Annotated in this window: 12 protein-coding genes; 1 reads left to right on the top strand and 11 read right to left on the bottom strand. The window is 64.2% G+C overall.

Annotated features, from left to right (window positions below; genetic code table 11):
• Position 1: 1 nt before the first annotated feature.
• From HOP58_RS07720 to HOP58_RS07690, 7 genes are all read right to left on the bottom strand, one after another.
• A complete protein-coding gene (locus HOP58_RS07720) occupies positions 2–1,210 on the bottom strand; it encodes an aminotransferase class V-fold PLP-dependent enzyme (RefSeq protein WP_234260000.1) in 1,209 nt (402 codons plus the stop codon).
• Positions 1,211–1,276: 66 nt separating this feature from the next.
• On the bottom strand, positions 1,277–2,560 hold the full coding sequence (locus HOP58_RS07715) for a TRAP transporter large permease (protein ID WP_010626978.1): 1,284 nt from the start codon (positions 2,558–2,560) through the stop codon (positions 1,277–1,279).
• Entirely contained in the window at positions 2,557–3,144 is a 588-nt protein-coding gene (locus tag HOP58_RS07710) for a TRAP transporter small permease (protein WP_010626977.1), read from the bottom strand. The genes HOP58_RS07715 and HOP58_RS07710 overlap by 4 nt, the downstream gene beginning before the upstream one ends.
• 88 nt (positions 3,145–3,232) lie before the next feature.
• Positions 3,233–4,207, bottom strand: a complete 975-nt coding sequence (locus tag HOP58_RS07705) for a TRAP transporter substrate-binding protein (RefSeq protein ID WP_010626976.1) — start codon at positions 4,205–4,207, stop codon at positions 3,233–3,235.
• A gap of 148 nt (positions 4,208–4,355) precedes the next feature.
• Complete coding sequence (locus HOP58_RS07700) at positions 4,356–4,817, bottom strand: heme-binding protein (RefSeq protein ID WP_010626975.1); 462 nt, start codon at positions 4,815–4,817, stop codon at positions 4,356–4,358.
• 47 nt (positions 4,818–4,864) lie between these two features.
• Positions 4,865–6,037 (bottom strand): CoA transferase, encoded by a 1,173-nt coding sequence (locus tag HOP58_RS07695; protein WP_234254490.1) that lies wholly within the window; start codon positions 6,035–6,037, stop codon positions 4,865–4,867.
• A gap of 69 nt (positions 6,038–6,106) precedes the next feature.
• Positions 6,107–6,901, bottom strand: a complete 795-nt coding sequence (locus HOP58_RS07690; protein ID WP_234254489.1) for an enoyl-CoA hydratase/isomerase family protein — start codon at positions 6,899–6,901, stop codon at positions 6,107–6,109.
• Positions 6,902–7,245: 344 nt separating this feature from the next.
• Between HOP58_RS07690 and HOP58_RS07685 the strand changes: the two genes are divergently transcribed.
• Positions 7,246–7,773 (top strand): gamma carbonic anhydrase family protein, encoded by a 528-nt coding sequence (locus tag HOP58_RS07685; RefSeq protein ID WP_234259999.1) that lies wholly within the window; start codon positions 7,246–7,248, stop codon positions 7,771–7,773.
• A 23-nt stretch (positions 7,774–7,796) separates the two neighbouring features.
• Here HOP58_RS07685 and HOP58_RS07680 read toward each other — a convergent pair whose 3' ends face one another.
• The 4 genes from HOP58_RS07680 to HOP58_RS07665 all read right to left on the bottom strand — a co-directional run bounded on the left by HOP58_RS07680 (position 7,797) and on the right by HOP58_RS07665 (position 12,467).
• Positions 7,797–9,236: an FAD-binding oxidoreductase gene (locus HOP58_RS07680; RefSeq protein WP_234259998.1), complete on the bottom strand. Its 1,440-nt coding sequence runs from the start codon at positions 9,234–9,236 to the stop codon at positions 7,797–7,799.
• Positions 9,237–9,285: 49 nt separating this feature from the next.
• Positions 9,286–10,809, bottom strand: coding sequence for a tripartite tricarboxylate transporter permease (locus HOP58_RS07675; RefSeq protein ID WP_010626970.1), 1,524 nt, complete (start codon positions 10,807–10,809; stop codon positions 9,286–9,288).
• Positions 10,810–10,924: 115 nt separating this feature from the next.
• Positions 10,925–11,398: a tripartite tricarboxylate transporter TctB family protein gene (locus HOP58_RS07670; RefSeq protein ID WP_010626969.1), complete on the bottom strand. Its 474-nt coding sequence runs from the start codon at positions 11,396–11,398 to the stop codon at positions 10,925–10,927.
• 100 nt (positions 11,399–11,498) lie between these two features.
• The gene (locus HOP58_RS07665; protein WP_141638538.1) at positions 11,499–12,467 is read right to left on the bottom strand and encodes a tripartite tricarboxylate transporter substrate binding protein; all 969 of its coding nucleotides are present in this window, start codon (positions 12,465–12,467) and stop codon (positions 11,499–11,501) included.
• Between the last annotated feature and the right edge of the window lie 154 nt (positions 12,468–12,621).

Raw genomic sequence — 12,621 nt, 5'->3', positions numbered from 1 at the left:
TTCAGCGGGCGGTCGGCAGCGGGTTGTCCGCGAAGTATTCGAGCGCCGCCACCACACCGCTGCCGGCAAGGGGCACGCCGCAGAGCTTCATGCCGGCCTCGCAGCCGCCGAGGGTGGCGATCAGCGTCAGGTCGTTGCAGTCGCCCAGGTGGCCGATGCGGAACATCTTGCCCTTGGCCTTGCCGAGCCCCATGCCCAGCGACAGATCGAAGCGCTCATAGATGATCTTGCGCACGGCGTCGGCATCGATCCCTTGCGGCATCACCACCCCGGTGAGCACCGGCGAGTAGAGCGCCGGATCCTGGCACTGGATCTCCAGGCCCCAAGCCTCGACCGCCGTGCGCACCCCGGCGGCCCAGCGCTGATGGCGAGCGAATACGTGGTCGAGCCCCTCGTCGAGCAGCATGTCCAGCGCCTCGTTGAGGCCGTAGAGCAGGTTGGTGCTGGGGGTGTAGGGCCAGTAGCCGTTCTGGTTGGCCTCGAGAATCTCGTCCCATGCCCAGAAGCTCCTGGGCATTGTCGATTCGCGGCTGGCCGCGATGGCCTTGCCGGAAAGGGCGTTGAAGCTGATGCCCGGTGGCAGCATCAGTCCCTTCTGGGAGCCGGAGATGGTCACGTCGACGCCCCACTCGTCATGCCGGTAGTCGGCACTGGCGAGCCCCGAGATGGTATCCACCAGCAGCAGTGCCGGATGGCCGGCGGCATCGATGGCGCGACGCACCGCGGCGATATCGCTGGTCACGCCGGTAGAGGTCTCGTTGTGCACCACGCAGACCGCCTTGAGCCGATGCTCGGTATCCTCCCGCAGACGTGCCTCGATCATGTCGGCCTGAATGCCCTGGCGCCAGCCTTCATAGCCCGGCAGCCCGATGAACTCGGGCTCGAGCTGCAGGCGAAGTGCCATCTTGTGCCACAAAGCGGCAAAATGGCCGGTCTCGAACATCAGCACCCGGTCGCCGGGGGAGAGAACGTTGGCGAGTGCCGCCTCCCAGGCGCCGGTCCCCGAGGCCGGATAGATCATGACCGGCCCTGCGGTCTTGAACACCTGCTTGAGCTTGGTCAGCAGCTCCAGGCCCAGGGCGCCGAACTCCGGGCCGCGATGGTCGATGGTGGGCAGGCTCATGGCCCGCAGAATGCGATCCGGCACCGGTGACGGCCCGGGGATCTGCAGGAAGTGGCGGCCCGATGGGTGGAAGTCGAGGTTCAGCATCACAAGTGCTCCATGGTTGATCGTTGTCATTGGCCGCAGGCAGCCTGGCCATTGGATGCCACCCGGCTAGCGGTAAAAAAATTCCACCAACGCCATCGGAATGGCCGGGATGTAGGTCACCAGCAGCAGAATGAAGAGCAGCACGGAGATGAAACCGAGGTTCGAACGGGTCACCGACCACACATCCGTCTTGGCGATCGAGCAGGCCGTGATCAGCACGCTCGCCACCGGCGGGGTCTGCTGGCCGATGGCCAGGTTGAGACATACCACCAGGCCGAAGTGGACCGGATCGATGCCCGCCGCGCCGACCAGCGGCATGACGATGGGTACCACCAGGATGATCGCCGCCGCCGAGTGCAGGAAGAGCCCGATCAGCAGGAAGAAGACGTTCAGCATCATCAGAATGGCGTACTTGTTGTCGGTCAGGCTGAGCACCGCCTGGGCCAGCTGCTGGGGCATGCGCATCTCGGTCAGGAACACCCCGATCAACGCCGAAGCCGCCACCAGCAGCATCACCACGGCGGTCTGCTGGCCGCCATCGACGATGGCCTTGTACAGGGTACGCAGATCCAGCTCGCGGTAGATCACGGCGCTGATGAAGATCGCCGCCGCCACCGCCAAGCCGGCCCCTTCGGTGGCCGTCACGAAACCGCCGAAGATGGAGCCGAGGATGATGATCGGCAGGGTCAGCGCCCAACCGGCCTCCCTGGCGGTCTGTCGAACACGCTTGAACTGAAACACTTCCTCCACCGGCCAGTTGTACTTTCGCGCGTAGTAGTAGCTCAGCGCCATCAGGCCCGCGGCACCCAGCAGTCCGGGCACGATGCCGGCAACGAACAGCTGGACGATGGAGGCACCCGACATCACCCCGTAGAGGATCATCGGAATCGAGGGGGGAATGATGATCGCCAGGGATGCCGACGACGAGGTCACGGCCGCTGCGAAGGAGCTGGGATAACCGCGCTTCTTCATGGCCGGGATCAGCACCGAGCCGGTGGCGGCCACGTCGGCCACCGCCGAGCCGGAGATCTCGGCGAAGAACAGCGAGACGCCGATGTTGATCATCGCCAGCCCGCCGCGGATGAAACCGAACAGCGCCGAGGCAAAAGCGATCAGGCGCTTGGAGATGCCACCGGTGTTCATGATGGCACCGGCCAGCACGAACATCGGAATGGCCAGCAGAGGAAAACTGCTTGCCCCTTCGAACATCGTCAGGCCGATATTGGGCAGCATCTCCAGGCCTTGGAAAACCACGATGGCTACCGTCGCCACGATCGCCAATGCCACTGCGATGGGTAGCCCCATCAGGATCAGCCCCAGCAGGCCGATTATCATGAAGGGGAGCGTCATGGCAGGTCCCTCTTGGTCAGCGCATCCGCCGTGAAGCCGGCACGTGCATTGTCGCGCTCCGCCTCGGCGATAGCGTGACGAATCTCTTCCTCTTCCTGGGTCCGACCGGAGCGCACCTTGGCCAGGTGCGCCGGCATGCTGAGCAGTTGGGCGATGATGAACAGCGCCGCCCCGATGGGAATGACCGACTGGGTGAAGCTGAGCGGCACCCAGCGCAGGGTGATCAGTGCCATGCCCTGCATCACTTCGATCACCACCAGGCCAGCCCAACACAGTACGGCGAAGAAGCCGATGACCAGCGCTTCGGACAAGTAGGCGACCGGCATTCTAAACTTGACCGGCATGGCGGCCAGCACGCCATCGACGCCGATGTGGCCCCGTTTGAGCGCTGCCAGTGCCCCGGCGTAGTAGGTCAGCCACACCAGCATGATGGCGGCCACCTCGTCATACCAGGAAGGGGTACGCCAGGCGTAGCGGGTCACCACTGCGTAGAGCACCACCAGCGTGAGCGAAACCATCAGCACTACCGTGATGATCTCGAGCAGACGCTCCAGGATGCGGGAGATGCGATTCAAGGTACCCATGGCTCTCGACTCGTTCAGGAAGAGGGGTGGGCGACCCACGCCCCCTGTAAGGGCGTGGGCAGGCACTTTGCCGTTGAGGCAAGGAGGATCAGGAGCCTTCGCCAAGCTCCAGCACCCTGTCGATCAGCTCCTGAGAGCCGGGCACTTCGCGGGAGAAGGCTTCGTAGATCGCCCCGGAAGCTTCGATGAAGACCGACGTATCGACCTCGTTCACTTCGGTGTTCGCCTGGCGAATCACATCAATGAGGTCCTCGTCGAGCTGCGCGGCGTGCTCGTAGACGAACGCCTGTGTCTCCTTGGCCGCCTCGATGATGATCTCCTGCACCTCATCGGGAAGGTTGTCGAAGCGGCGCCCGGCAGTGAGGTAGGCCGGTGTATAGACGTGCCCGGTAAGGGAGAGGTAGTTCTGCACCTCCTGGAAGCGCTGTCCGGCGATCTGGGCCAGGGGGTTTTCCTGACCATCCATGACGCCGGTCTGCAGGGCCATGAATACCTCGGAAAGCGACATCGGCGAGGGCTCGGCGCCGTACTCCTCGAACATGCGTACGCGCCATACGCCCTGAGGCACCCGCAGCTTGATGCCACGCAGGTCATCCGGGGTATTGATCGCGCGGCGGTTGTTGGTGATGTGGCGGAAGCCGTTCTCCCACACGGCGAGAATGCGGTAGCCGTTCTGCTCGGCCAGAGGCGCCAGTTGCGGCCAGAACACCTCCTCCTCGACCCGCTTCATGTGCTCGCGGTCCTGGATCAGATAGGGCAGCTCGAAGAGGCCGAACTCGTCAGCCACCGAGGACATGATGGTCGAGGGCAGGGCCAGGTCGACGGTACCGAGCCGCATGCGCTGGAGCAGCTCCGAGTCGGTGCCCAACTGGCTGGAGCCGAACACCACCACCTCGTAAGGCTCCGGCAGGCGCTCGTTGACCAGCTCGGCGAAGTAGTCGGCGGAGTCGGCAAACAGCGAATCGGGGCCGCCGACGTGACCGAAGGTGATCTCGCGGGCCTGGAGGGGTGCCGAGACTAGGGCGACAGCGGCAGCAACCGCCGTGAGACGTAGGAGATACATGGCGTGTTTCCTCTTGTTCTAATGTTGGCTTTGCACTATCAGTCTTGCCATGAAACACTTACATAATGAATTCTTTATTCTAAATTCTTCATTGACAGTAGTCCTGCCATTGAACGCATGTCAAGCAGAGTGCCTCCCATGAATGGCTTCAGTCGGGCTCGAGCCCCGCGGCAAAGCCGGCCGCCCGGATACCCGCGAGAGCGGCGCTTTCGTCCTCGTCCGAAGAGGCGCCGCTGACCCCCACGGCGCCGATGACGTGCGCCTCCTCATCGAGGACCAGCACACCGCCGGCGACCGGAATGAAGTTACCGTCGGCAGCGGCAGCAACGCTGGCAAGAAAGGCAGGACGCTCGGCATTACGGCTGCCCACCACGCCGCTGGAGGCACCGTTACCGAGTGCGGCGAACGCCTTGCCACGGGCCACCGGAAAGCGCAGCGGTGCACAGCCGTCTTCACGCTCGGCGGCGACTACGTGACCGCCCCCATCCAGCACCACGACGGTGATAGGCTGCATATCCGCACTACGGCCATAGCCGAAGGCGCCGTCGATTATCATTCGCGCCTGCTGACGACCGAGCTGCACGCTACTGTGAAACACCTTGCCCGCCATAAGGCCTCCTCATGCGGTAATCGTCGTTCCGCCCGCCTCGCCCTGCTTCACTTGATCACCCCCTTGCGCCTCAGCTCCTCGCAGCGCGCCTCGTCGAGACCCAGCTCGGCCATGATCTCGTCGGTGTGCTGGGCATAGAGCGGTGCCGGACGGCGAATCTGCGGCGGCGTGCCGGAGAGCTTGCTGGCAAAGCCGATGGTCTTCATCCGACCGATGACCGGGTGCTCCATCTCCTGCACCATGCCGCGCGCCTGATAGTGCGGATCGTCCAGCGCCTGAGCGAAGTCGTTGATGGGGCCGGCGGGCACGCCCGCCTGGTCGCACTTGGCCAGCCAGGCTTCGCGGGTGTCCCGGATGAAGATCTCTTCGAGTACCGCCTCGAGCTCCTCTACGTTCTGCCCGCGCTGATAGTTGTTGATGAAGCGCGGGTCCTGCAGCAGATCGGGGCGATCGATCACCTCGTGGCAGAGCCGCTCCCAGGTGCGCTGATTGGCGCAGCCCAGCATGATGTAACCGTCGCGGACCTTGGTCGCCTGGTAGGGTGCCGATACGCGGTGACGCCAGCCGGTAGGCTCGGGCACGGTGCCTTCGGCGAAGAACGCCGCCGCCTCCCAGGTGAACCAGGGCAGGCCGCACTCGGCGATGGCCACGTCGACGTGCTGCCCTTCCCCGGAGCTCAGCTTGTGGATATAGGCAGCCAGGATCGAATAGACGGCGGTGATGCCCGCTCCGATGTCGTAGACGGCGATGCCGGTCTTCAGCGGGCGTCTCCCCGGCTCCCCGGTCATCGACATCAGCCCCGTCATGCCCTGGGCTACCAGGTCGAAGCCCCCCTTGTGGCTGTATGGGCCGGTCTGTCCATAGCCGGAGATGGAGCAGTAGATGATGCCGGGGTTGATGGCCTTGATGGTCTCGTAATCCACCTTCAGCTTCTTGGCCACGCCGGTGCGGTAGTTCTCGACGATGACGTCGGCTTCCTTGGCCAGGCGATAGAAGATCTCGCGCCCTTCTTCCTCCTTGAGGTTCAGCGAGATGCTCTTCTTGTTGCGGTTGATCTGGGCGAAACAGGTCGACTCGTCGTTGACGTAAGGTCCCATCTGGCGGCTGTCGTCGCCGCCGTTCTTCTCCACCTTGATGACGTCCGCCCCCAGGTCGCCGAGCACCATGGTGCAGTAGGGGCCGGCCATGATCTGGGAAATGTCGAGAACCTTCATTTTCATTAAGGGGAGCATGCTTGCCACCTCATTGTCATTGGGGGGTGTGCTGAGGAAAAACTCACGAAGCCGGCGCTACTCGCCGCGCCAGGCATGGGGGGTCTTGTCGACGAAGGCCTTGACGGCGCTCTTGAAGTCGCGACTGGTGTAACAGAGCGCGATCAGGTCCTCTTCGCTGCCTGCCGGTGGCCGCCGTGCCGCCAGCACACGGCTGACTCCCTCCTTGGAGGCGCGCAGCGTCAAGGGCGCAAAGCCACCCAGCCTCTCGGCCACCTGCCGGACCTCCGCTTCGATCTTCTCGGCGGCGACGACCTCGGTGACCAAACCCGCCTGCTTCGCCTCATCGGCACCGAACAGCTTGGCCAGCATCAGCACCTCCTTGGCCCTGGCGGCACCGACCAGATCGACCAGGCGCGACACGTTGGTAATGGAGACGCAGTTGCCGAGGGTCTTGGCGATGGGCACGCCGAAACGCAGATCGGGTGTGCAGTAGCGGAAATCGCAGGCCATGGCGATGGCCGCACCGCCGCCGACGCAGAACCCCTCCAGCAGCGCGATGGTGGGCTTGCCGAGCGATTCCAGGGCGCCAATGACCTCGTCGATGCGGTGCTCGTAGTCCAGCGCGTGCCGTGCCGTTTCGAAGCCGGTGAACTGCTTGATGTCGGTGCCGGCAACGAAGGCTTCACCGCCGCTGCCGCGCAGCACCACCACGTCCACCTCCGGGTCCTCGCTCAGGGCCTGGCAGTGCCGCTCGAGCGAGTCGTACATGCCCCAGGTCATGGCATTGCGCACCTTGGGGCGATTGAAGATCAGCCACGCGATGCGTCCATCCTTGATCAGTTCCAGCTCGGCCGTCGATTTCGGCTCCATTTGACCTCCTGCTTCATCAGCGGCTGGCAGCAGCCGTTAAGCCTCACCTGCCCTCTCAACCGGCGCCAGAGTCGATGTTGGCGCCTCTTTTTTGTAATTATGAACTCATAATTCATTTCATCAAGTTAGACTTTTGGCTAGCACCTGTACGAAGATGCAACCAATAAACCTGTAAAAACAATTAGGTAATGATTTCCGTATGGAAATGCAGAAAATTCGTTATGAATTCTGAATTATTGACGTTTCGAGTTTGGCTCCCTAAGTTGGAGCCATCCCTTGCATGAGCCACACCTCGGCGGCCCCACCGGCGGCAGCCCGAACGAACGACAACAAGGAGCAAACGCATGACGACGTATGTACTCGGAGAGACCCGCCCCAGCCACGACGACAGCGTATTCATCGCCCGCGAAGCGGCCGTGATCGGCGACGTAAGAATGGGCAAGGATGTCAGCATCTGGCCGGGCGCCGTGCTGCGCGGCGACAACGAGCCCATCAGCATCGGCGACAACAGCAACATTCAGGAGAATTGCGTGCTGCACACCGACCCGGGGTTCCCGCTGAGCATCGGCACCGACGTCACCATCGGCCATCTGGTGATGCTGCACGGCTGCAGCATCGGCAACGGTACCCTGATCGGCATGCAGTCCACCGTCCTCAACGGGGCGCGTATCGGCGAGAACTGCCTTATCGGTGCCGGGTCGCTGATCACCTCCAACAAGGAGTTTCCGCCCAACTCACTGATCATGGGCACGCCGGCCAAGGTGGTACGCACCCTGAGCCCGGAAGAGGTGGCCGGCCTGACCGCCAGCAGCCAGAGCTATGTGGAACGCAAGGCGCGCTTCCTGGCCGAACTGACACCGTTGGACGAATGATCGGCGGGCTGGCCGGGGACTCGTCACGACGATGAGGAGCGTTCGCTCGCCGCCTGGATGCGCCCTGCCCCCATCAGGTCGCCGGGATCGAACACCGCCTTGATGCCTGCCAGCAGGCGGCGCTCGGTGACCGTTAGGCGGTCGAGAAAGGCCGCCTGCTTGCTGCGGCCGATGCCGTGCTCGGCGCTGATGCTGCCACCGAAGCCATCCACCACCGTGAAGATCGCTCTCTCCAGGCGCTCGAACAGGGCCGGCAGCGCCTCTGCCGGCGTCTCGGCGGGTGGCAACACGTTGATATGCAGATTGCCGTCGCCGATATGGCCGTAGGCGATGACCTGCGAAGTGGGCGACAGGGCCGCGACCTCCGCCGTGGCCTGCTCAACGCACTCGGCAATCGCCGAGATCGGCACCGAGACGTCGGTGCGCAGGTGCTCGCCACGCAGCAGCTGCCCCTCTACCATGCTCTCGCGAATCGCCCACAGCTGACCGGCCTGGGCGACGCTGGAAGCCAGCACGCCGTCCAGCACCACCTCGTGCTCCATGCCCGCTTCCAGCAACCCTTCGAGCAGGCCAGGCAGGTCCACCGGTCCGGTGGCAGTCAGTTCGAGCAGCACATGGTAGGGATAAGCCTCGTCGAAGGGGTCGGCGAGCTGCGGTGCGGCCTCGAAGGCCAACTCCAGGCACAGGCGCGGCATCAGCTCGAAGGCGGAGAGCAGGTCGCTGCAGCGGCGTCTGGCCAAGGCATAGAGCCGCACAGCGGCATCCACTGAGGGTACCGCCAGCAGCGCGGTCTGCGACTGCTCGGGGCGCGGCGTCAGCTTGAGCACCGCCCCGGTGACGATGCCCAGCGTGCCTTCGCTACCCAGGAAGAGCTGCTTCAGATCGTAGCCGCGGTTGTCCTTGTGCAGCGCCTTCATGCCGTTCCAGATCTCGCCGTCGGGCAGCACCACCTCGAGACCCAACACCAGCTCGCGCATCATGCCGTAGCGCAGCACGTTGACCCCGCCGGCATTGGTGGCGATGTTGCCGCCGATCTGACAGCTGCCCTGGGCGCCCAGCGAGAGTGGAAAGAAACAGTCCGCCTCCTCGGCGGCACGCTTGACCTCCTCGAGAATGCAGCCGCCGTCCACCGCCATGGTGAAGTTGAGCGGGTCGAGTCCACGGATGCGCGTCATGCGTTCGAGGCTGATGACCACCTCGGGCGTCCGGACGTCCGGCAGCGCGCCCTTCACCAGACCGGTGTGCCCGCCCTGGGCCACCATGGCGATGCCGTGCCGGTGGCAGTAGCGCACCACCGCCGCCACCTCCTCGGTGCTCCGGGGGCGCACCACGGCCAGCGGCATGCCCAGGCGGGCACCGGCCCAGTCGCGCACGTAGCGCCCCTGGTCGGCGGCCTCGGTGATTACCCCGTTGGCTCCCAGCAGTTGGGTGAAGGCGGCGACGGCATCGTCGTGGTACGTCATGTCGGCATCTCTACTCAGAAGTCGTGAAGGTGGGTGGCGATGGGCCGCCTCATTCGGCCGTTGCCTTGTGGCCGCGCCGGCGCGCCATCACGAACAGCCGCTTGGCGAGCGGATAGAGCACGAACAGCAGGATCAACGTCAGCAGTGTGGCCGCTATCGGGCTTCTCAGAAAGATCATCGGATCGCCACGGGAGATGTCGAGCGCCTGGCGCAGGCTCGTCTCGAGACGAGGAGTGAGCACGAAAGCCAGCAGCAGCGGCGCGATCGGGTAGCGGGCGGCGGTCATGAAGAAGGCCACCACCCCGGCACCGAGCATGAACCAGACGTCGAACATGCTGTTGTTGACGCTGTAGGAGCCCACCACGCACACCACGGCGATCACCGGGATCATGATCGAGGCCGGGATCAGCAGCAGCTTGACCAGGAAAGGAATGATCGCCAGCGCCGCCAGTACCGCCATGACGTTGCCCAGGTACATGGACGAGATCAGCCCCCAGACGAAGTCGGGGTTGTTCTGGAACAGCAGCGGCCCGGGCTGCAGGCCCCACATCATCAGCCCGCCGAGCAGCACCGCCGCAGTGCCCGAGCCGGGAATGCCCAATGACAGCAGCGGCGCAAACGAGCCGGCGGCGGCGGCGTTGTTGCCCGCCTCCGAGGCCGCCACGCCCTGGATGCGCCCCTTGCCCAGCTCGGCGCCGTTGCGGCCCACCTTCTTCTCCAGCACATAGGAGAGAAAGGAGCCGGTGGTGGCCCCGGCGCCCGGTAGAATGCCCACCAGGTTGCCGAGCACCCCGGAGCGCAGCGAAACCGGCAAGATGCTGCGCGCCTCCTTGCGGTCGAGCAGGCTCTCCTTCAGCCCCAGCCGGCCGGTCAGCCCCTTGGCCGAGGGATCGACCCGGTTGACCATCATCACCAGTACCTGACTGAAGCCGAACATGCCGATCACCAGCGGAATGAAAGAGATGCCGTTGAGCAGATACATGGAGTCGAAAGTGAAGCGCGGCTGACCGAAGGCCGTGCCGATGCCGATCGTCGCCAGCATCACGCCGATGAAGGTCGAGATCAGGCCCTTGAGCGGGTTGTCCCCCAGCAGCCAGCCGATGGAGCAGAGCGCCAGCAGGATCAGCGCCGCCACCTCAGCCGGCCCGAACATGAGGCCCACGTGGGCCAGCACGGGCCCCATGAAGGTGAGCATGATGATGCCCACGGTACCGCCGATGAACGAGGAAATATTGGCGGTGAACAGGGCCTTGCCACCATGCCCCTGCTGCGACAGCGGATAGCCGTCCAGCGAGGTCACCACGGCCGGCGCATCACCGGGGATGTTGAGCAGAATGGCACTGTAGGAGCCGCCGTACATGCAGCCGTAATAGAGGGCCCCGAGCATGATGATGCCGGTGATGGGGTCCATCTGGAAGGTGAGCGGCAGCAGCAGGGCGATGCCGGTGACCGAACCGAGGCCGGGAATGGCCCCGACGATGATGCCGAGGCCGGCGCCGACCAGGGCCGCCAGGATGTTGCTGAACGTCAGCGAGGTGGCGAACCCCTGCATCAGGGACTGTAGGATATCCATACGCGACTCTTCGTTCGGTTAGGGAAACACTGCACATATGCCTGCGCGAGCGAATCGCTGCGTTGCGCGGTGCGCCTTGCGCTTCATCTCGCTCGTCGATTTGTTCAGCGTTTCCTTAGGTGAAAGGCGCCATGAGCGCGCCTTCGGGGAAAGCCACCATCAGCCACATGCCGAACAGCAGATAGATCGCACCGCCCGCACAGGCGCCGATCACCGTGGACTTGAGCCACGACTGCCGCTCGATCAGTGCCATCCACAGCACGATGAACAGCGTCATCGCCAGTACCATGCCGAACAGCGGTATGCTGGCGATGGCCAGCCCCATGGCCACGGCAGGCCATAGATTGCGCCAGCTCACGCGATCCGTCTCGAACCTGCGGCGCAGCAGCTCGTAGCCACCGAGCAGAGCGGCCCCCAGCCCCATCACCACGGGGAAGAAGCCGGCTCCGGGGCCGTTGTGCATCCATACCCCATACTTCCACCAACCGAAGCCGGCCCAGGCGAGCCCCATCACGATGATGCCCAGTGTGACCAGCGGAGAGAGCCAGGAGCGGCCCTCATGGGCCGGCTCTTGATTCACGCTTGACATAGTGTGCGCCTCTTGCGGTAGCGGCCGACCGGGAACAAACGAGGTGGCCGCAGCAACGACCGGGACGCGGCCACCCATCGGCAGCCGCGCCCCGCGAGCCTCAGTCGATCATGCCGGCTTCCTGGAACAGCACCCGGTAGCGCTCCTGCTCGCGCTGGTAGTACTCGGCGCTCTCCTCGGCTCCCATGAACGTCGGGATCAGGCCGTTGTTCTCGACGTACTCCTGGGTCCACTTGTCGGTTTCCGCAGCGGCACGGAAGACGTTCTCCCAGAACTCGACGGCCTCCTCGGGCATATCGGGCGGGCCGGCATAGCCACGGAAGATCATCAGCTCGAGGCCTTCATAGCCCAGCTCGTCGAAGGTCGGCACCTCGTCGAAGGGAGCGTCGAGGCGCTCCTCCGAATAGGTGGCCAGGAAGCGCACCATGCTCTGGTCGACCCGCGAGCCCAGCTTGAAGATGGCCGCATCGATATGGCCGCCCAGCAAGGCGGAGGTGACATCACCGGTGCCGTCGAAGGGAACGTACTGAAAGTCGACACCCAGGTTGTTGTCGAGCATGGCGAAGGCCAGGTGGTCCTCGCCGCCGCGGCCGGCCCCACCGACGGTAATGCCGCCGGGATCCTGCTCGGCGCGCTCGATCAGGTCGTCGAGATTCTCGATATCTCCCTCGGCCCTGACCCCCACGAATAGCGTATCCAGCGACAGCGTGGCGAGCGGCGTAAGGTCGTCGAGCTGCACCGAGGCGTCGTTGACCAACATGCTCATCATCTGACCGCCGTTGAAGGTCGTGATGATATGGCCATTGCCGCGCTGGCTGTAGGTGTAACTGTTGCCTACCGCGCCAGAGCCGCCGGGCCGGTTGTTGATCAGAATGTTGCGGTTGACCATGTCGGTCTCGCGAATCGCCTCGACCAGCATGCGCGCGTTGATGTCGCTACCGCCACCGGCGCTGTATGGCACCACGAATTCCACGTTGCGCTGTGGCTCCCAGGCGTGGGCGCCGCCAACCAGCGCCAGGCAGAGCACTCCGCAGAGTGCGGTCTTGCCGACCATCACTGTTTTCGTCATCTCTCGATCACCCTATTTGTCGTTGTCGGATCAGAAGCCGTCGCCAAGGCATGGCGGCAACCGGCGTGTTCACGGGTGCGGGTCGAATGGGCGTCTCCTCCCGCTCAATGTAATTATGAACTCATAATTCATTTCATCAATGTCGACTTTGGTC

Origin of the sequence: Halomonas sp. MCCC 1A11062 (genome assembly GCF_021404355.1) — a bacterium.
GTDB classification, from domain to species: Bacteria; Pseudomonadota; Gammaproteobacteria; order Pseudomonadales; family Halomonadaceae; genus Halomonas; species Halomonas aerodenitrificans.
The sequence above is the reverse complement of the archived record's forward strand: the minus strand, read 5'-3'. Positions and strand labels throughout refer to the sequence as shown.